Below are 20462 nucleotides of genomic sequence, written 5' to 3'. Positions count from 1 at the left end.
AATCTGGTCATACGCCTTGGCTTGACCACCAAATTTGGCTGCCAGCACAGTGGTGATGGCCGCAGTCAGGGTGGTTTTGCCGTGGTCAACGTGACCAATGGTGCCCACATTGACGTGGGGCTTGGTACGTGCGAATTTTTCTTTTGCCATTTTTCAGTTCCTTAAAAGAGCAATGCCCGTGGATTGGTTTAATGTTTGCATGCCGTCACGGGATCCCTCGCCACGGGCAGCGAGGGGTGCGACATCGCAGACAGATTCTTTTTACTTGGCGCGAGCTGCCATGATGGCTTCAGACACGTTACGCGGTGCTTCCGTGTAGTGCTTGAACTCCATCGTGTAAGTCGCACGTCCCTGAGACATGGATCGCAGAGTGGTTGAGTAACCAAACATTTCAGACAGCGGCACTTCAGCCTTGATGGCCTTGCCACCACCAACCATGTCTTCCATGCCTTGAACCATGCCGCGGCGTGAGGACAAATCGCCCATCACGTTGCCAGCGTAGTCTTCAGGGGTTTCTACTTCCACAGCCATCATGGGCTCAAGAATCACCGGACCAGCCTTGCGGCAGCCTTCCTTGAAACCAAAGATAGCAGCCATCTTGAACGCCAGTTCATTGGAGTCCACATCGTGGTACGAACCGAAGTGCAGCGTGACCTTGACGTCAACCACGGGGTAGCCAGCCAACACACCTTGTGTAACAGCTTCGTTGATACCCTTTTCGACCGCCGGAATGAACTCGCGCGGCACCACACCACCCTTGATCGCATCGACAAACTCAATACCCTTACCAGCTTCATTGGGTTCAATCTTCAGCACCACGTGGCCGTACTGACCCTTACCACCGGACTGACGCACAAATTTGCCTTCAGCATCTTCAATAGTTTTGCGGATGGTTTCGCGGTAGGCAACCTGTGGCTTGCCCACGTTGGCTTCCACACCGAATTCACGCTTCATGCGATCCACAATGATTTCCAAGTGGAGCTCACCCATACCACCAATCAAGGTCTGCCCGGACTCTTCGTCCGTCTTGACGCGGAATGACGGATCTTCCTGAGCCAGACGCTGCAAGGCAATACCCATCTTTTCCTGATCCGCCTTGGTCTTGGGCTCAACAGCCTGCGTAATCACCGGCTCAGGGAACACCATGCGCTCCAACATAATGACCGCGCTTGGATCACACAGGGTTTCACCGGTGGTCACATCTTTCAAGCCGATGCACGCAGCAATGTCACCAGCAACAATTTCGCTGACTTCTTCGCGCTTGTTGGCGTGCATTTGCACGATACGGCCAATACGCTCTTTCTTGCCGCGAACCGGGTTGTAAACCGTGTCACCCTTGGTCAGCACACCTGAATAAACGCGCACAAACGTCAATTGCCCGACAAACGGATCGGTCATCAACTTGAAGGCCAAGGCAGAGAATTTTTCGTTGTCATCCGCCTTGCGGGTGGTTTCTTTCTCTTCATCATCAAAACCAACCACCGGTGGCACATCCAGCGGCGATGGCATGAGCTCAATCACCGCATCAAGCATGCGCTGGACGCCCTTGTTCTTGAACGCAGTGCCACACAACATCGGCTGAATCTCACAAGCGATTGTGCGTGTACGCAAGCCAAAGGTGATCTCGGCTTCAGTCAAATCACCTTCTTCAAGGTATTTGTTCATCAACTCTTCGTTGGCTTCTGCTGCAGCCTCAACCATTTTTTCACGCCACTCTTTGGCCTTCGCCAGCAAGTCAGCAGGGATTTCTTCGTAGTTGAATTTCATACCCTGAGACGCCTCATCCCAGATGATGGCTTTCATCTTGCGCAGATCAACCACACCCGTGAAACCTTCTTCAGCACCAATCGGAATCACGATCGGCACAGGATTGGCCTTCAGACGCAGCTTCATCTGGTCAACAACCTTGAAGAAGTTGGCACCTGTGCGGTCCATCTTGTTTACAAAGGCCAGACGTGGCACCTTGTACTTGTTAGCCTGGCGCCACACGGTTTCAGACTGAGGCTGAACACCACCCACAGCACAGTAAACCATGCAGGCACCGTCGAGCACACGCATGGAGCGCTCAACTTCAATTGTGAAGTCAACGTGGCCAGGGGTATCAATGATATTGATGCGATGCTCTTGGAAAGAGGACTCCATCCCCTTCCAAAAACAGGTAGTGGCAGCCGAGGTGATCGTGATACCACGCTCTTGCTCTTGCTCCATCCAGTCCATGGTGGCCGCACCATCGTGCACTTCACCAATCTTGTGGTTCACACCGGTGTAGAAAAGAATACGCTCGGTGGTGGTGGTTTTACCAGCGTCAATGTGAGCAGAGATACCGATGTTGCGATAACGCTCAATGGGGGTATGGCGGGCCATGATGGATCCTTGGTTGATCTATATTTTCAAACTACTACGCCGCTGAAGGCTTTTGACCTCAGCGGCGCAGGGAGCAGCTTTCAAACTGGACAGTCTTGCAAGTGACACAAAGAACACAAGCACAGACTGCAGCGACGCATGAAAACCGCGCAGTAACCGCTGATTAGAAGCGGAAGTGAGAGAAAGCCTTGTTGGCTTCAGCCATGCGGTGAACTTCGTCACGTTTCTTCATGGCACCGCCACGGCCTTCAGTCGCTTCCAGCAACTCATTGGCCAGACGCAGGGCCATGGACTTCTCACCACGCTTGCGGGCAGCTTCCTTGATCCAGCGCATGCTTAAGGCCAAGCGGCGAACCGGACGCACTTCCACTGGCACTTGGTAGTTAGCACCACCGACACGGCGAGACTTCACCTCAACCAATGGCTTGACATTGTTGATCGCCACGGTAAACGCTTCGAGTGCGTCTTTATCGGGGTGCTTCTTGGCGATTTGCTCCAGCGCACCATAAATGATGCGCTCAGCAACCGCTTTTTTGCCGCCTTCCATGATCACGTTCATGAATTTGGACAGCTCGACATTGCCGAATTTAGGATCCGGCAGGATTTCACGTTTAGGGACTTCGCGACGACGTGGCATTTTTTCACCTCTATTGCTTCAGTTGGTGTTTCAACAACACCGCGAGAGTTAACAAATAAGACTCTCACTTACTCGACCCGAACCTTGGGTCACTACGTTTGCCGACTGCGCCACGCAGCAACAAACACCTTTTCAAACCAACAAACCAAAAGCTTATTTAGCCTTAGGACGTTTTGCACCGTATTTGGAACGCGACTGCTTGCGGTCTTTCACGCCTTGCAAATCGAGCGAACCACGCACGATGTGGTAACGCACACCGGGCAAATCCTTGACACGACCGCCACGAACCAGCACCACGCTGTGTTCCTGCAGGTTGTGGCCTTCACCGCCAATGTAAGAAATCACCTCAAACCCATTGGTCAAGCGCACTTTGGCAACTTTACGCAAAGCCGAGTTGGGCTTCTTGGGGGTGGTGGTGTAGACGCGGGTGCAAACACCGCGGCGTTGTGGAGAATTTTCCATCGCCGGGCTTTTGGACTTGATCGTTTCGACCGCGCGCCCTTGACGAATTAACTGATTAATGGTTGGCACCTGAGCCTCCTAAAAACTAAACGTCCCTAAACGCTTAAGAAAACATGAAAATAACGAGAACGTGAACCCCTTCGGAAATCCCGAAAAGCCCGCTACTATATCAGGTAGCCCTGACGAGGGCAATGGACTTTATTTGATCCAGAGCCTCACGGCATCCCACGCGCGGCCAATCACCCCTGCCTGCTCAATCTCTTGCAGTGCCAGCAGCGGCACCTCCGCCACCAGGTTACCCTGGCTACTGACTTTGAGCGTCCCGACAGCCTGCCATTTGGTCAACGGGGCCACCAGCGGCTCAGGACGCGCCACCTCGGTGGACAATTTGGCAGTGCTGCCAGCGGGCACAGCCACAATGATCGGCCGGGGTTGCCCGAGCCCAACCGTGGACTGGGTCCCCTTCCAGATGGCTGGCGTCACCACTGCCTGGTTACCGTCAAACAACTTGACCGCCTCAAAGGCGGTGTAACCCCAGTTCAGCAGTTTTTGCGACTCGTTGGCGCGGGCGTTTTCGCTGGCCGTCCCCAACATCACCGACAACAGGCGACGGCTGCCAATACCAGCCACATCACGGTGCGCCGTGGCAATCAGGCAATAACCAGCCGCATCGGTGTGCCCGGTTTTCAAGCCATCCACCGTCGGATCGCGAAACAGCAGGGAATTGCGGTTGTTGTCATTGGCCGCAGGTGTGCCTGGGTAGCGGTAATGTTTGATCGCGTAGTAGTGCACATAGTCGGGAAAATCACGCATCAGTCGCATGGCCAGCACACTCAGGTCACGCGCTGTGGTGGTGTGGCCCGCTTCGGTCAGACCTTCCGGGTTCTTGTAACTGGTGGACTTCATGCCAAGAATCTTGGCCTGCTCGTTCATCATTTGCACAAAACGCTCAGCATTGCCCCCGACACCTTCGGCCAGCGCCATAGTGGCGTCGTTGCCGCTTTGCACAATCATGCCCTTGATCAGGTCTTCCACCGGCACCTGCATCTTCGGGTCAATGAACATGCGAGAACCGGGCATTTTCCAGGCTCGCTCACTCACCGACAGGGTTTGTTTGAGGTCGATTTTTTTGTTGCGCAGGGCATCAAACACCAGGTAAGCCGTCATCAGCTTGGTCAAAGACGCCGGCTCCACCGGCATGTCGATGTCTTTCTGCGCCAGGATCTGGTTCGCCGTCACATCCAGCAGCACATAAGAGCGGGCGGCAATTTCAGGCGCTTGCGGGGTTTGTGCCGCAGCACTCAACGCCATCCAAGTCACCAAAATCAAGAAGATTTTTTTCATAGAGAGGAATACATCGCCCCACCCGCAGGTAAGCCATTCATTACTATTATTAATGTAGCCTTCAGCCCTTTACAAACAAGGGCTGGAGCACGATTTGGTTTAAAACGGATCAGTGCCCCACGTCTGGCGGCACCAGCAGGCGCTCCACCACCTGCCCGTGTTTCAGATGGGATTCCACAATCTCTTCAATGTCAGCCTTGTCCACATAGCTGTACCAGACCGCTTCAGGGTACACCACCGCCACCGGCCCAGCAGCACAACGGTCCAAGCATCCGGCCTTATTCACCCGCACCTGACCTGGACCCGCCAGCCCGGCCGTTTTCACCAGCACCTTGCAGTGCTCAAAAGCGCCTTGGGCGTCAAACTGCGCGCAGCTGGTCTGGCCATTGCTTCGCTCGTTGGTGCAGAAAAAAATGTGCCGCTGAAAATAACTGGCGGCGGGCGCCTGCGTGGCAGCGGCAGCCTCTGGGGATGTGGGATGTGTCATGCCCGAATTTTAGTTGCGCGGCTCTTTTCCCCACACCCGACTCAGAACATACAGCAGTGTCGCAAAAGGCCACAACCAACCCAGCCACTGCGCCAACCCGTGAAAGCGGATGAAACGGCCCTGCTCCCACATGAACAAGGTCTGCTCAAAATAGGGGTCGGTCGAAGTCTGGTTGATCAGGCTCAGATCCACCCCCAACGCCAGCACCGCGAGGGCAGCAGCAGCTCGTGGCGGCACGGCCAACAGCACCGCCAGCAGCACCAGCGCGACCACCAAGGCACTCCGCACCGATTCACTCAACCAGACCCAGGCATGCTCTGGCCCAAAACTCAGTGTTGCACTCAAACTGGTCACCCCCACACCCAGCACCACCATCCAGATCAGGAACCACAGGCGCTTGCCGGCCTGGCTAACGATGCAATACCCCAACAGACCCGGAATCAGCACCCCCAGCAGCACACACAACCATTCGGTCACCGGCCACAGCGGCTGCAACTCAATGTCGCGCACCGGCAACCACTCGAGAAAAGGACTGTCGGTCAGCAAGTCAGCCAGCGTGGCTTCCAGACGCTCCATCACCTGACCCAAGCCGAACGGCACCGTGGTCGGAAACAACAAGGCCAGGGGCCACAGCGCCAACAACACCAAGGCACCACGCGCGTCCGGCACAAACCAATTGGCCCGAAACCGGCTCCAGCGCTGCAGCAGCCCCAGTTTTTCCAGACCCCAGGCCACCAACGCACCCAGTGCCGCACCTGAAATGTTCAAGACCAAATCCAGGTTGGATGGCACCCGCGCGGACAAGTAGATTTGCAGGGTTTCCATGGCCACCGACAAGACGGCGGCGGTTGGCACCGCCAGCCAGACGGCCCAGCGCAGGTGGCCGGTGCGCAAGGCCCCCAGGGTCATGAAAAAACCCAGTGGCATGTACCCCAGCACATTGGAGATGACATCAAACGCCGTCCAGTACCTGGGCCAGGGTGCCGTCAGAAACAACCAGGCTGACACCCCCTGATCGCGCCAACCCACAAACGGGTACAGGCTGGCGTAAACGATCAGGCCGACATACACCGCCGCCAAGGGCCAGGCCGAGGTTTTGTGCGCAGGCATGCTGGTATCACAGGAAAGGGGTCGGGGTCATGCGGCCAGTTTAGGGGAGAACACAGAGCGGCCAAAAAAAACCCCAGCACAAGGGCTGGGGTGGTAAGCCTATTTGCTGTCACACATCAAGGCCCCGCTCAGGGAGGAAAAGCGGGGGGCAGTAAACTGCCCGGGTCGTAATTTAACAAAAATTTTTCCTTGTATCAAGTCAAGCACGAAATAATGTCTTTACGACGACAAAATCAAGCAAAGGAATTTAAACATGACCCCTTACGCGCCTTTTCCCCTTGGCCGTGCGCGCCGTCTGCGCCGCGACAGTTTCACCCGCAACCTGGTCCGTGAACATGCGGTGACGGCCAATGATTTGATTTACCCGGTGTTTGTGGTGGATGGTACGCAACAGCGCCAGGCGGTGTTGTCGATGCCTGGTGTGGAGCGCCTGAGTCTGGACCTGCTGCTGCCGGTGGCCGAAGACTGCGTGAAGCTGGGCATCCCGGTGATGGCCTTGTTCCCGGTGATTGACCAGTCCTTGAAAACCCCGGATGGCCGTGAAGCCCTCAACCCCGACGGCCTGGTGCCACGAGTGGTGCAGGCCCTCAAGAAAGAGTTTCCCGAGCTCGGCATCATGTGCGACGTGGCCCTGGACCCGTTCACCAGCCACGGCCAGGACGGCCTGATTGACCCGGACCCGGCCGAGGACGGCTACATCATGAACGACGCCACCGTCGAGATTCTGGTCAAACAGGCGCTGACCCAAGCCGGGGCCGGGGCCGACATCGTGGCACCGAGCGACATGATGGACGGACGCATTGGTGCCGTGCGCCAGGCGCTGGAAGCCAACCACTTCGTCCACACCCGCATCATGGCCTACAGCGCCAAATACGCCTCGGCCTTCTACGGACCGTTCCGCGATGCCGTGGGCTCGGCGGGCAACCTCGGCAAGAGTAACAAAAAGGTCTACCAGATGGATCCCGGCAACAGCAACGAGGCGCTGCGCGAAGTGGCGCTGGACATTGCCGAAGGTGCCGACATGGTGATGGTCAAACCCGGCATGCCGTACCTGGACGTGGTGCGCCGTGTCAAGGACGAGTTCCAGATTCCCACCTTCGCCTACCAGGTGTCCGGTGAATACGCGATGCTCAAGGCCGCCGCACAAAACGGCTGGCTCGACCACGACGCCGTCATGCTGGAGAGCCTGCTGGCTTTCAAACGTGCTGGCGCCGACGGTGTGCTCACCTACTTTGCCCGCGACGCTGCTCGCTTGCTTAAGAAATAAGAGCTACTGGCCCTTTATCCATAAGGGCTAGACGGCTTTTTCTTATATAACTACTGGGCATGCGCATCTTTGCCATCCACGCGGGCAGCGTGGCGGAGAACCTCACCAACACGCTGGAAGAGCTGCGCCTGCCCACCCCCGGCTTTCTGTGGCTAAGCTGCACCCGCTCCGAATTCGAGCAGATGCAACATAGACTGCAGGCCACACTTCAGCGTTTGTGTGGCCTGCAGTTGCTGAACCTGCATGTCTCTGACCTGCTGAACCAGCAACTACCCTCGCGCTTTGACTACACCTCGCAATACGACATGCTGGTGTTTCGCCGTCTGGCAGAAAGCCAGAATGACGCGGCGCTGGCGCCAGCCGCTCCACGCAGCAACAAACGTAGCGGGCCGCCCCTGCTGCGGCGCATCGACACCCGGGCCGTCGGGCTGGTGGTGTTTGACCAGCTTTTGCTCAGTGTGCACCCGGACGATTGCAGCCAGCGCGACAGTTATGCACAACGCCTGCTGGCCGCAGGTGGTCACCCGGCCGCTCTGCCCGAAGGTCACACAGCGGCAGGTGCGCGTGATTTACCCGGCAGCCCGGCCGATTTGATGCTGCGCATCGTCAACCACATGGTGGACGGTTTCCTGGCCTTGCGCCGTGAACTCAGCCACCAGCTTGACCACTGGCAAACCGAGCTGATCGACCCCAAAACCCGTTTCACCAACTGGCGCACCGTGCTCGACGCGCGCCAGACCCTGCACCAGCTCGACGAAATCTGCGACGACCAGCGCAGCGCCATCCAGGACTGGATCGAAGCGCTGAAAACCTGGCCGCAGAGTGAAGGCCACCTGGGCCAGCAAGAGCGCGACCTGCTGCAGGTGCGCAGCCGCGACGTGCTGGAGCACATTGACCGGGTGGTGCACCATGTCAGCCAGCTGGAGCGCAATGCCGAGACCGCAGTGCAGATCCACTTCAATGCGCAGAGCCACCGCACCAACGAGATCATGCGCACCCTGACCGTGCTGACGGCGGTGTTCCTGCCACTGAACCTGATTGCCGGCATTTTTGGCATGAACTTCGACGCCATTCCGCTGCTACACCGCGCCTATGGTTTTTGGCTGGCCATGGGCTCGATGGGCCTCATCGCACTGGGCCTGATCGTCTTTTTCTGGCGCAAGCGTTACCTGGACCGCTCGGCGGCGCGCTAGTTTGTTGCTTGTTTTGCCCATGTTGATCCTGCTCCTGAGCCTGTGGCTGTTGTGGACCCCCGATCTGGACCGGGCCGACCTGGAACGCCGTTACCTGGCCGCCCCGAGTGACCTGGTTGAGGTGCAGGGCATCAGGCTGCATGTGCGCGACAGTGGCCCGCGTGAAGCGCCAGCGGTGCTGATGCTCCATGGTTTTGGTGGCAGCCTGCAGACTTGGGACGCCTGGGCCCAAGGTTTGTCAGGGTCGTTGCGGGTGATTCGGCTGGACCTGCCCGGCAGCGGCCTGAGTACGCCCGACCCCACGGGCGACTACAGTGATGGCCGCGCCATCGCGCTGATCCTGGCGCTGATGGACCAGCTGCAGCTCAAGCGCGCCAGCCTGGCCGGCCACTCGATGGGCGGGCGCATCGCCTGGACCCTGGCCGCCACCCACCCGCAACGGGTCGACAAACTGGTGCTGGTGGCACCCGATGGTTTTACCAGCCCGGGCGAAGCCTATGGCGAGAAGCCGGAGGTGCCGGTCACGCTGCAACTGATGCGCTTCACCCTGCCCAAATGGCTTCTGCGTTTGAACCTGGCGCCCGCATACGCCAACACCAGCACACTCACCGATGAACGAACCACGCTCTACCACGACCTGATGCTGGCACCCGGTTCCCGCCAGGCGCTGATGGCACGTTTGCGACAACGGGTGCTGGTGGACCCACGGCCATTGCTGCAAAGCATCCGTGCCCCCACACTGCTGGTCTGGGGCCAACAAGACGCGATGATCCCGTTTACCAACGCGGCCGACTACACCCAGGCCATACCACACAGCCAACTGCTGGCGCTGGCGTCGGTGGGCCACCTGCCGCAAGAAGAAACGCCCGAACTGTCCCTGCCCGCAGTGCGCGACTTTCTGACTCAAAAATAATAGCTATCGGCCCATACAAATCAAGGGCGAAGACGAGTTTTTCTCTGTAAGGATGTATCTTGTGCTGGCCCGTGTGAGGGGCGGCACAAAAGGCTGTCTTGAGGGCTGACGCAAGGCCTGCCACAGCACGAGGTTGCGGCTGCGCAGGCAATGTAAGAATCAGGCCTTACCCATAGGCCCGCCATGCAGTTTTTCAAAGACCTTTCCCCCAGTGCTTTCACCGCCGGTTTTGTCGCCGTCCTGGTCGGTTTCACCAGTTCGGTGGCCATCGTGTTCCAAGCCGCGCTGGCGTTTGGCGCCACCCCCGAACACATCACCTCCTGGATGTGGGCGCTGGGCCTGGGCATGGGCTTTTGCAGCGCGGTGCCCTCGCTGATCCTGAAAAAGCCGGTGATGGTGGCCTGGAGCACACCCGGCGCCGCAGTGCTGGCCACTGCGGGTGTTGCGGGTGGCTTCAGCATGGCGGAAGCGGTGGGCGCCTTCATGCTGTGTGCGGCGCTGATCACGCTGGTGGGTGCCACCGGCTGGTTTGAGCGCGCCATGAACCACTTGCCCATGGCGATTGCCTCTGGCTTGCTGGCCGGGGTGTTGGCGCGCTTTGGCATGCAGGCCTTCACCGCAGCACAAACCAATTTGCCGCTGGTGTTGATCATGCTGCTGACCTACCTGGTGGGCAAACGCTGGCTTAGCCGTTACGCGGTGCCTGCGACCTTGCTGGTTGCTATTGCCTATGTAGCTATGACCTCAGGATTCACGGGGGCTAGCGTGCAATTTGGCTTGGCTATGCCGGTGTTCACCCAGCCGCAGTTCAGCTGGAGTGCTGCCATCAGCCTGGCGCTGCCGCTGTTTGTGGTGACCATGGCCTCACAAAACCTGCCGGGGGTGGCCGTGATCAACGCCGCCGGTTATGGCCGCACGGCGGAGCAGCGCGGCATCCCGGTGTCGGGGATGATCACGCTGACCGGCCTGGTCACGCTGGTGCTGGCGCCGTTTGGGGGCTATGCGCTGAACCTGGCCGCCATCACCGCAGCCATTTGTATGGGCCGTGAGGTCCATCCCGACCCCGACAAACGCTACACCGCAGCGGTGTCGTGTGGCCTGTTGTACATCCTGATCGGTATTTTTGGCACCGCCATCACCGGCGCCCTGACCGCCTTCCCCAAGGAGCTGATCGCGGCGATTGCCGGCCTGGCCTTGCTCGGCACGATTGGCTCGGCGCTGACGACGGCGCTGCGCGACGACTTCCACCGCGAGGCCGCACTCATCACCTTTTTGGTCACCCTGAGCGGTGTGGTGATTGCGGGTGTGGGCTCGGCGTTTTGGGGGGTGATTGCCGGGGCGCTGGCACTGTTGGTGCAAAGGGCGGGAAAATCGCACTTTGACCTGCCGCCGCGCTGATCTTTGCAGTGCGCGGCAGTCTCGTTTTGCGTCCCAGGCCCGATGTGGCCCACCCAGAAAGTGATGTTTCCATGAAGTTGTTGTTTGTTGCCGACCCGCTCGAATCGTTCAAGATTTACAAGGACACCACCTTTGCCATGATGCGTGAGGCACAAAAGCGCGGCCACAGCATCAGCAGTTGTGAGCCCACAGACATCCTGTGGCAGCGTGGTGCCCCGGTGACCGCCAGCGTGCGCCACATCACGTTGACCGGCCAGAGCCCTGACTGGTTCACCGAAGCGCCACAAGCGGCCGATGCGCCGCCGCTGGCCCTGAGGGACTTTGACGCCATCGTGATGCGCAAGGACCCGCCGTTTGACAGCGAGTTTTTCTACGCCACCCATTTGCTGGAGCAGGCTGAGCGCGAAGGCGCCCGGGTCTTCAACAAACCCCGTGCACTGCGGGACCACCCAGAAAAACTGGCGATCCTCGAGTGGCCGCAGTTCATTGGCCCCACGCTGGTCACCCGTGACGCCCAGGCCATCCGGCGCTTTCACGCGGAGCACAAAGACATCATCCTCAAGCCGCTGGACGGCATGGGCGGCATGGGCATTTTCAGGGTCAAAGAAGACGGCCTGAACCTGGGCGCCATCATCGAAACCCTCAACAAGGACGGTGCCGAGACGGTGATGGTGCAGGCTTTTCTGCCAGCGATTGCCCAGGGCGACAAACGGGTGCTGGTGATTGGTGGCCAGCCAGTTCCCTACAGCCTGGCGCGTATCCCGCAAGGTGGTGAGGTGCGCGGCAACCTGGCCGCCGGTGGCAAAGGCGTGGCCCAGCCGTTGACCGAGCGTGACCGCGAGATTGCCCAGGCGATTGGCCCGGTGCTGGCCGCGCGCGGTTTGCTGCTGATCGGGCTCGATGTGATTGGGGACCACCTCACCGAGATCAACGTCACCAGCCCGACCTGTTTCCAGGAGATTTCTGACCAGACCGGGTTTGACGTGGCCGCCATGTTTGTGGACGCCCTGGAAGCGGCTTGCGCCGCCGCTTGATCCACGAGGCCCTGGATGCGCATCACCGTTTGTGAAATCCGCGGGGACGATCCGGCCAGCGCCCAGGAGGATTGGACCCGGCTGTGCCAACACACCGCCAAACACCAGCCAGACCTGGTATTGCTGCCCGAGTTTGCTTTTTTGCCCGCCGTGTGGGAGCAGGCACGCTTTGACCAGACGGTTTGGAACGACGCTGTGGCGCAGGCCGAGCAGCGGGTGGAGCGGCTCGGTGAGCTGAGATGTACCTGGGTGCTCGGTGCGTTTCCTGTCAGCCGCTCAGGCAGGCCGCTGAACCAAGGCTTTCTTTGGCATCGCGAGCAAGGCCTGGTGCCGCTGCGCTGCAAGGCGTATTTGCCCAATGAGGCCGGTGGTTGGGAGGCCACCTGGTTTGACCGGGGTGAAGCGGTGTTCCCAGCCTTTGCGGCAGGGGACCTGGTGTTTGGCCTGAATATTTGCACCGAGCTGTGGGCCCTGGACTCGGTCTGCGGCTACCCGGCGCAAGGCGTGCAGGCGATTGTGACGCCGCGTGCCAGTGGGCAGGCCACCACCGAGCGCTGGGTGGCTTTGGCCAAAACCATTGCGGTGCGCTGCGGCGCCTACAGCCTCTCGTCCAACCGCAGGCACGCTGACGGCGCCTGTGGCGGTGTGGGCTGGATCATTGACCCCAAAGGTGCTGAGATCGCACGCACCTCCCAGGCGGAGCCCTTTGTCACCCGCGAGATCGATCTCAGCCAGTCGAAAGCGGCACAGTCGGTCTACCCGCGTTATGTGTTTGCCAACCCACCACGCCGCTGAGGCGGGCTGAGCACTGCATTCTGTGCCGTCCTTGGGTGCTCAGACCGCGGTGGCGGTGGTCGCCATCCTGGTGCAGGCGCTTGAGGCCGCACAGGCCCGTTGGCACTGGGGCGCCGGTCCTTCGGGCACCACCGGCACCGGGCCCAACGGGTCGGTGATCGGCGCCGGGCGCGGTGGTGCGGCGCACTGGCAGCTGCAATGCGCCAAGGTACCATCCACAAACACCTTGAGTTCACCTGGGGTAAAGACCGTCCAATCCTCGTCGGTGGTTAAGGGCTCGGTCACGATGATGGCCAGACGGTCCTGTGGGCTGTTGAGCTGCGCCAGGTTCACCGTCACGTCGTCGTCTTTCAGGTGCACCTCATGGAACGGGTGGGCACGCAACACGTAACACAGCTTGGTGGTGGCATGCGCCCACAGCGCCTGGCCGTTGCTGAGCAAAAAGTTGAAGGTACCGTGTTTGGAGATTTGCGGCACCAACTCCTGCAGGGTGCGCGTGAGCTCATCCACCGAGGGCACGTCGGCATGCGATTTGTCCAGCTCCTGCATCAGCCAGCAAAAAGCGCGCTCGCTGTCGGTGTTGCCGACCGGCTTGAAATGGCCGTGCAGGTAGGGGTTGAAGTTCTTCAGGTCACCGTTGTGGGCAAACACCCAGTAGCGCCCCCACAACTCGCGCACAAAGGGGTGGGTGTTCTCCAGCGTGACCTGGCCCACCGTGGCCTTGCGCACATGGGCCACCACGTTGTGGCTCTTGATCGGGTAATTCTTGAGCATCTGCGCAATCGGTGAGGTGGCTGCGCTTTGTTTGTCGACAAAATGCCGCACACCTTTGCTTGGCAAGGCACCATCACTCTCAAAAAACGCGATGCCCCAGCCATCGCCATGGTGGTCGGTGCAGCCGCCGCGCTGTGAAAACCCGGTAAAGCTCAGCGTCAAGCTGGCTGGCAAATGGCTGTTCATTCCGAGGAGTTGGCACATGGTGGGTGTTCTGGTGGCTTGGCACTGACAAGCGAAATGTTGCACTGAGGCCCAAAGCTTATAGATTTCCTGCTATGTTTAGTTTGAAAGGGGCAAGATGGCAGAAAATAAAGCTGTCTTGCGAGTATGCTTTCAGGGTATTCGTTTGGACTTTATTTTGTCAGATCAGCTGGTACACCTGTGCCGGTCACTGGGTCTTTTTCGATGCGTCAATCAACACAACGTGGGACAGCTGTCTTGAAGAACAGAGTCAGTTATTTTGTTGCCTTGATGGCAGTCCTGACGGGTGCAGCGGCATCCAGCCACGCTTTTACCCTGGGTGACTTGCGCGGCAACGCGGTGGTTGGCCGTTCTCTGGATGTGTCTGTTCCGGTGTTGTTAGGCTCTGGCGAAGAAGCGTTGGCGTCCTGCCTGTCGGCCGATGTTCTGTTTGCCGACGTGCAACAGGTCAATCCGTCCGTGACCGTGACACCCGTCACCACCGGGCCCGTTCCGACGGCCATGGTACGCATCAGGTCAACTTCGGCGGTTGACGAGCCGGTGGTGTCCGTGGTGCTGCGCGCCACCTGTGGTGCAGCCACCTCGCGCCGCTATGTGCTGTTGTCCGACTTTCCTGCGCCAGACCTGCCCAGAGCAAGCGCCGCATCGATCGCGGATGCCACCGCACATGCCGCATCAACACCGCAGAAGGTGCCAGCGTCTGGCCCGGTGGACACCAACAGCGCAACTTCATCGGCAACGACCTCCTCCTTGGTGCGAGAGACCACCCCGGCCAGAGCACCCGTTGTTGGCAAACTCCCCCCCAAGCCGGTGGTGAAAAAACCAGCCGCCCCGATCAAGCGGGTGGCACCAGCAGAACCTGTGGCGGCCAAGCCGGTCCTGAAGCTGGATGCCCAGCCCGTGGCGCCGGTCCAGGCAGTAGCAGCTTTGCCGGTGACCTTACCGGCCTCAGCGCCCGCATCTGCACCGGCACCCAGCGATGAGGTGGTGCAGCAGGCTCTGCTCATCCAGGCCCTGCAAAATGATGTCAAAACCCTCAAAGACCTGGCCGTGATCAATCAGGCCAGCTTGGCCGAGTTCCAGTCCAAGCTGCGCCAGGCCGAGGCCGACCGTGTGCCAATGACCTGGTTCTACCTGGTGCTGGGGCTGTTGCTGGCCTCGCTCGGTGCACTGGCCTGGGTGCTGCGCAAACAGCAAAAGGCCCAACAGGGAGACTGGTGGCAGCATGCCCAGAAGGATGCTTCAGAAACACTGGTGATCACACCGGCCACCACCATTCAACCCTCGGCACCACTGTCTGATTTTGGCAAGTTCATCCACCAGCAGGCCGTGCCACTTGCCGCCGTGGCGCCCAGCACACAACCTGAAGCGGACCCCGATCACGACCTGGACATTGATCTGGACAGCCTGGCTCCCTCCAATGTGGCGCCATCTATCTCGACCGAGCCTCTGGCCGTGGTGCCTGTGGATGGGTTTGGCAGCGGCCACAACATCAATGTAGAGAGCATCTCCGACATTCGCCAGCAAGCCGAGTTTTTTGTGTCCCTGGGGCAGACGGATCGTGCACTCAACATCCTGCGCCGCCAGATCATGGAAAGCACCGAGCCCAACCCGCTGGTCTATCTGGACCTGCTGTCGCTCTACCATGCGCAGGGTTTGAAGGCCGATTTCCGCGAGCTGCGCGTGGCCTTCAGCCAGTTCTTCAATGTGTCGGTGCCCGATTTTCCGGCCTACAACAACGAAGGCCGCGACCTGTTGGCCTACGCCGAACCACTGGCTGTGCTGACCCGATTCTGGCCCAACATCGAAGCCATCGCTTTTCTGGAGGCTTGCATCTTCCACAACGACGCCGCCCCGATGCAACTGTCGTTTGACCTGGCTGCGTTCCGTGACCTGCTGATGCTGCACGCCGTGGCCGAAAAAGTCACCTCGGACTCCCCCTGGAAGATGACCTCACACGGCGGCCTGGGTACATCCAGCGCAGCGGCAGAAATGGCCGAACTGGCCATGACCATGCGTGGTCAATTTGACGAGACCCCAGCCGACGCCAGCCCCCTAGAGGCCATGGACAGCAGCGGCGGCAGCGGTCCGCTGACACTGGACCTCTCGGTGATCGACCAGCCAGCGCAAAGTCTGGACCTTGATCTGGACCTGGACGCACCGGGACAGAACCAGGTCCCCCGCGGTTCAGGCCCGGTATAAACACCAACAGCAGAGAGACACGCTATTGCGTGACGGTGTCGACGCTGCGCGCATCGACGATCCGGCACCACCGCCTTTTCCGCCAGTGATGGCGCCCTGATCTGGCCTGTTCACACCTCTTTTTTTGTGGCGCACGTGGCGCAAACACACGCGAGGTGTTGGCCTGCGGCAGGGATGCTGTCGAGCAGGCTCTGGCTGAAAGTGACCTGGAGGCACCAGCAGGGCGCCTGTTCCTGGCCGGTGACACGCTGCGCCTCCATCGCGCACTGGTTGGGTTGACCGCAGAGTGGGCACAAGGAGGCGTCGGTTGGGGTGGAGGGGATGGCGCTGAGTGGCATGGGTGTCGATCTGCTGAGGTAGTCGATGGGCCAAGTGTATCGACCGGAGTCCGCGCAAGATGTGATGACTTGTCATAAGTCTCGGGTCTGTACGCCAGACGCGCCCCTATTCCCAGAACCATCCGTTGTGGATGTGGGCGCGCGCCTGCGTACGGGTTAGTCCAATGTCCGAAAGCTGAGCGTCCGATAGCTGCCTGAGTGTCTGTTGTTTGCGTCTTGTGATCAGGTATTGTTGGCACGCCGTCAAGGCGCGTCTTGCCATGCTATCCACCAGATCAGCCCGCCTCTGGGCGTGCTTTTTTGCCAATGTGGTCATTCCTGCTGTCATTTTTCATTCCTGTTTTCTCTTCAATGCGACCAACCTCTGCCAGGGTGTCCAACTCGCCTCAGGCGGGGAAAAACTCGCTGTTATGGACAAGGCAGTGCCATCATCGACGGAGATCCATCAAAAAGGAAGCTTATGATTCATATGCAATCCATAAGGAATTCTTTGAATGCTGAACCTGGACCACCTCTACGCTTTTATCAGTGTTGTTGACTTGGGCAGCTTTACTGCTGCCGCCGAAAAAATCGGATTGACCCAGCCCGCAGTCAGCCTGCAGGTCAAACTGCTTGAGAAACGTTTGGGGATTCGTCTGATTGAGCGCGTCGGGCGACGCGCACTGCCCTCACAAGCAGGCACAGAGTTGCTCAGCTACGCACGTCGGGTTCTAGAGGAGTGTGCGTCGGCCGAGCTGGCCATGGCGCCTTACAAGCAAGGTGTTGTTGGGCGCGTGCGTATTGGCAGCGGCGGCACGGCCTCCATCCACTTGCTGCCACGCGCCATAGCGGCCGCCAAAAAACGTATGCCTGGGCTGGACATCATGGTCCGCATTGGCAATACCGACCAGCTGCTGCGCGATCTTGAGGCCAATGTGATTGATCTTGCTGTTGTGACTTTGCCGGCCTCGGGCCGCTCCTTGGAGATCGAGCCGTTTTATGAAGACGAGTTTCTGGCCGTGGCGCCCAAAAACAGTCGTATGCCGCAAGGTGGTCCCGACGCGGACTTCCTCAACGGCAAGACGCTGTTGCTTTATGAGGGGGGCAATACGCGGCGCACAACCAATGCATGGTTTGAAGCCGCAGCTGTCAAAAACAAGCCAGCCATGGAGTTTGGCAGTGTCGAAGCCATCAAAGAGTTGGTAGCGGCGGGTGTTGGCTGGTCAGTTCTGCCAGGGCTGGCGCTCAAGCGAGGTGGTACGACGGCTCTGTTGACGTCGCCCGTCAAGCCGAAACTTGTGCGCCAACTCGGCATGGTCGTGCGCCGCGACAAACACCTGACCAAAGGCCTGAACGAAGTCATGCAGTGTCTTCGCGATCAAGACCATACATGAAAAATCAGGCCCTAGCCCTCTGGAAACGAGGGCTAGTAGCTACTATTTATATAGTAAATGCCGATTGCGGCATCAAGCCGCCGCCTTCACCTTGAGCCGCCACCCATGCAGCAGCGGTTCGGTGTAGCCGCTGGGTTGGGCCAGGCCTTTGAACACCAGGTCGCAGGCGGCTTGGTAGGCTTTTGAAGTGCCAAAGTGGCCCGCCATGGGTTGGTACAGCGGGTCACCCGCGTTTTGTGCATCGACCACGGCAGCCATGCGTTTGAAAGTTTCGGTGACTTGGGCTTTGGTCACCACACCGTGGTGTACCCAGTTGGCCATGTGTTGGCTGCTGATGCGCAGCGTGGCGCGGTCTTCCATCAGGCCGATGTTGTGGATGTCAGGCACCTTGGAGCAGCCCACACCCTGATCCACCCAGCGCACCACATAACCCAGGATGCCCTGGGCGTTGTTGTCGAGTTCCTGCTGTTTCTCGGCGGCGCTCCAGTTGGGGGTGGCGGTGACCGGGATGTGCAACAGACCGGCCAGCAGCGCATCGTGTTCACTCTGTGCGTCGCGCTTGGCGTGGGTTTTTTCGATGTCTTTTTGCACCTCGCTGACCAGCACCTGGTGGTAGTGCAGCGCATGCAGGGTGGCGCCGGTCGGGCTGGGCACCCAAGCGGTGTTGGCACCGGCTTTGGGGTGGGCAATCTTTTGCTCCAACATGGCTTTCATGAGGTCGGGCATGGCCCACATGCCTTTGCCGATTTGTGCCTTGCCGCGCAGGCCACATTGCAGGCCGACCAGCACGTTGTTGCGCTCGTAGGCGTGGATCCAGGTGCTGGCTTTCATGTCGGCTTTGCGAACCATCGGGCCCGCTTGCATGGCGCTGTGCATCTCATCCCCGGTGCGGTCCAGGAAGCCGGTGTTGATGAAGGCGACGCGGCTCGCGGCGGCCGCAATACAGGCCTTGAGGTTGACGCTGGTGCGGCGCTCTTCGTCCATGATGCCGAGCTTGACGGTGCTCTCCGGCAGGCCCAGCAGCTTCTCGACGCGGCCAAACAGCTCGCTGGCAAAGGCCACTTCCGCCGGGCCGTGCATCTTGGGTTTGACGATGTAGACCGAGCCTTTGCGCGAGTTGCGGATGGCGTCCTTCTTGGTCTTGGTCAAGTCGTGCATCGCAATCGTGGTGGTGACCACCGCGTCCAGAATGCCCTCGGGAATCTCACGCACTTCACCGGCTTTGTCGGTGTAGAGAATGGCCGGGTTGGTCATCAGGTGGCCAACATTGCGCACAAACATCAGGCTGCGGCCATGCAGGCGCACCGGTTTTTTGCCGTCGGGCGCGGTGTAGAGACGGTCGGGGTTGAGGCCACGGGTGAAGGTTTTGTTGCCTTTGGCGACTTCTTCGGTCAGGGTGCCTTTGAGGATGCCGAGCCAGTTGCTGTAGGCCAGCACCTTGTCGTCGGCATCCACCGCCGCGACCGAGTCTTCCAGGTCAAGGATGGTGGAGAGGGCCGCTTCCACCACCAGGTCAGCCACACCGGCTGGGTCGCTGGCGCCAATGGGTGTGGCGCGGTTGATGATCAGATCCAGATGCAGGCCGTGGTGCACGAACAAGACGCTGGACGGTGCTTTGGCATCACCCTGAAAACCCACCAGCTGGTCGTGGTCGGCCAGGCCGGTGGTGCTGCCGTCAGCAAGTTTGACGGCCAGCTTGCCACCCTTGATGCTGTAGGCCACCGAGTCGATGTGGGAGCCTTTCTTCAGCGGGACGCAGCGGTCCAGCACGTAGCGTGCGTACTCGATCACCTTGGCGCCGCGTTTGGGGTTGTAGCCGCCTTTTTTGCCGACTTTTTGACAGCCCTTGGCCTCGTCGATCACATCGGTGCCGTACAGCGCGTCGTACAAACTGCCCCAGCGGGCGTTGGCGGCGTTGAGTGCGTAGCGGGCGTTGAGGATCGGCACCACCAACTGCGGGCCCGCCTGTTTGGCCAGTTCGCTGTCCACATTGCTGGTGGTAATGCGGGTTTTGGAGGGTACCGGCACCAGGTAACCGATGCGCTCCAGAAAGGCACGGTAGACGGGCATGTTGGTGATCGGGCCGGGGTGGGCTGTGTGCCAGGCATCCAGCTCGGTCTGCAGACGGTCACGCTCCTTGAGCAAGGCGATGTTTTTGGGTGCCAGGTCGGCCACGATGCCATCCAGCCCTTTCCAGAACTTGGCGGGTGTGATGCCGGTGCCAGGCAAAACCTGCTGTTCAACGAACTGGCACAAGTTGGATGCCACTTGCAGGCGGTGTTTGGAAATGCGTTGCGTCATGGTGGTGGGTGTCAATTGATGAAGCCAAAGAAAAGAAAACCTCAACAGGGCAAGCGCGGCTTGGAGTAGTTTGTGGCCGCTGGGGCCTGACCGCGCTGACCAGAGCCAACATCCTCTGGTTTTGCCAACATTTATTGCATTTTAGTGAGGCAAACGACCGAATTGAACGCCTGCCCAGGCACGCAGTTGTGACAAAAAAGGAGGTAATCCGTCGGATAAACACGGGATTGGGAAATAATCTGCCGCTCATCACCCCCAACGCCACC

General features: G+C 59.5%; 19 protein-coding genes and 1 pseudogene. 9 read left to right on the top strand and 11 right to left on the bottom strand.

Translation table 11 applies throughout. From position 1 onward, the window contains the following. The 7 genes from KKO72_RS20010 to KKO72_RS19980 all read right to left on the bottom strand — a co-directional run. Positions 1-150 (bottom strand): GTP-binding protein (locus tag KKO72_RS20010; protein ID WP_251140809.1); only part of this gene is annotated, 150 nt, incomplete at its 3' end. A 111-nt stretch (positions 151-261) separates the two neighbouring features. Then, positions 262-2364 (bottom strand): elongation factor G, encoded by a 2103-nt coding sequence (gene fusA, locus KKO72_RS20005; RefSeq protein ID WP_214943380.1) that lies wholly within the window; start codon positions 2362-2364, stop codon positions 262-264. Between the two features lie 163 nt (positions 2365-2527). After that, the gene (gene rpsG, locus KKO72_RS20000) at positions 2528-3001 is read right to left on the bottom strand and encodes a 30S ribosomal protein S7 (RefSeq protein ID WP_075585502.1); all 474 of its coding nucleotides are present in this window, start codon (positions 2999-3001) and stop codon (positions 2528-2530) included. A 153-nt stretch (positions 3002-3154) separates the two neighbouring features. Continuing rightward, entirely contained in the window at positions 3155-3532 is a 378-nt protein-coding gene (rpsL, locus tag KKO72_RS19995; protein WP_078364581.1) for a 30S ribosomal protein S12, read from the bottom strand. Positions 3533-3661: 129 nt separating this feature from the next. Continuing rightward, positions 3662-4807: a D-alanyl-D-alanine carboxypeptidase family protein gene (locus tag KKO72_RS19990; RefSeq protein WP_214943377.1), complete on the bottom strand. Its 1146-nt coding sequence runs from the start codon at positions 4805-4807 to the stop codon at positions 3662-3664. 109 nt (positions 4808-4916) lie between these two features. After that, complete coding sequence (locus tag KKO72_RS19985) at positions 4917-5294, bottom strand: ferredoxin (RefSeq protein WP_078364583.1); 378 nt, start codon at positions 5292-5294, stop codon at positions 4917-4919. Positions 5295-5303: 9 nt separating this feature from the next. After that, positions 5304-6404 (bottom strand): VanZ family protein, encoded by a 1101-nt coding sequence (locus KKO72_RS19980; protein WP_214943375.1) that lies wholly within the window; start codon positions 6402-6404, stop codon positions 5304-5306. 253 nt (positions 6405-6657) lie between these two features. On the opposite strand from KKO72_RS19980, the gene hemB reads away from it, so the two are divergent. The 6 genes and pseudogenes from hemB (at position 6658) to KKO72_RS19950 (ending at position 13004) form a co-directional block, all read left to right on the top strand. Beyond that, positions 6658-7671, top strand: coding sequence for a porphobilinogen synthase (gene hemB / locus KKO72_RS19975; RefSeq protein WP_214943372.1), 1014 nt, complete (start codon positions 6658-6660; stop codon positions 7669-7671). A gap of 59 nt (positions 7672-7730) precedes the next feature. Beyond that, entirely contained in the window at positions 7731-8864 is a 1134-nt protein-coding gene (locus KKO72_RS19970) for a magnesium transporter CorA family protein (RefSeq protein WP_214943369.1), read from the top strand. Between the two features lie 19 nt (positions 8865-8883). After that, entirely contained in the window at positions 8884-9777 is an 894-nt protein-coding gene (locus KKO72_RS19965; protein WP_214943366.1) for an alpha/beta fold hydrolase, read from the top strand. Between the two features lie 177 nt (positions 9778-9954). Continuing rightward, positions 9955-11175, top strand: a pseudogene (locus KKO72_RS19960) (benzoate/H(+) symporter BenE family transporter); the annotation flags it as partial. Between the two features lie 71 nt (positions 11176-11246). Continuing rightward, a complete protein-coding gene (gshB, locus tag KKO72_RS19955; protein WP_214943361.1) occupies positions 11247-12209 on the top strand; it encodes a glutathione synthase in 963 nt (320 codons plus the stop codon). A gap of 15 nt (positions 12210-12224) precedes the next feature. Then, the gene (locus KKO72_RS19950) at positions 12225-13004 is read left to right on the top strand and encodes a carbon-nitrogen hydrolase family protein (protein WP_214943358.1); all 780 of its coding nucleotides are present in this window, start codon (positions 12225-12227) and stop codon (positions 13002-13004) included. 39 nt (positions 13005-13043) lie between these two features. On the opposite strand, the gene KKO72_RS19945 is transcribed toward KKO72_RS19950, so the two are convergent. Continuing rightward, complete coding sequence (locus KKO72_RS19945; protein ID WP_214943355.1) at positions 13044-13982, bottom strand: class II glutamine amidotransferase; 939 nt, start codon at positions 13980-13982, stop codon at positions 13044-13046. Between the two features lie 237 nt (positions 13983-14219). On the opposite strand from KKO72_RS19945, the gene KKO72_RS19940 reads away from it, so the two are divergent. Then, complete coding sequence (locus KKO72_RS19940) at positions 14220-16184, top strand: FimV family protein (protein ID WP_214943352.1); 1965 nt, start codon at positions 14220-14222, stop codon at positions 16182-16184. A 110-nt stretch (positions 16185-16294) separates the two neighbouring features. Here KKO72_RS19940 and KKO72_RS19935 read toward each other — a convergent pair whose 3' ends face one another. Together KKO72_RS19935 and KKO72_RS21400 are read right to left on the bottom strand one after the other, a co-directional pair. Then, positions 16295-16522 (bottom strand): cysteine-rich CWC family protein, encoded by a 228-nt coding sequence (locus KKO72_RS19935; protein WP_214943349.1) that lies wholly within the window; start codon positions 16520-16522, stop codon positions 16295-16297. Between the two features lie 106 nt (positions 16523-16628). Beyond that, positions 16629-16784, bottom strand: coding sequence for a DUF1127 domain-containing protein (locus tag KKO72_RS21400; RefSeq protein ID WP_371736919.1), 156 nt, complete (start codon positions 16782-16784; stop codon positions 16629-16631). Between the two features lie 232 nt (positions 16785-17016). Between KKO72_RS21400 and KKO72_RS19925 the strand changes: the two genes are divergently transcribed. Then, on the top strand, positions 17017-17895 hold the full coding sequence (locus KKO72_RS19925) for a LysR family transcriptional regulator (protein ID WP_214943342.1): 879 nt from the start codon (positions 17017-17019) through the stop codon (positions 17893-17895). A gap of 72 nt (positions 17896-17967) precedes the next feature. Here KKO72_RS19925 and KKO72_RS19920 read toward each other — a convergent pair whose 3' ends face one another. After that, a complete protein-coding gene (locus KKO72_RS19920) occupies positions 17968-20196 on the bottom strand; it encodes a malate synthase G (protein ID WP_214943336.1) in 2229 nt (742 codons plus the stop codon). 8 nt (positions 20197-20204) lie between these two features. Here KKO72_RS19920 and KKO72_RS19915 point away from each other — a divergent pair. Next, positions 20205-20462: hypothetical protein (locus KKO72_RS19915; protein WP_214943333.1), on the top strand; the 258-nt coding region annotated here is incomplete at its 3' end.

It is taken from the genome of Rhodoferax sp. U11-2br (genome assembly GCF_018619435.1).
Taxonomy (GTDB): Bacteria; Pseudomonadota; Gammaproteobacteria; order Burkholderiales; family Burkholderiaceae_C; genus Rhodoferax.
This window is presented reverse-complemented; position numbering and strand designations above follow the sequence as displayed.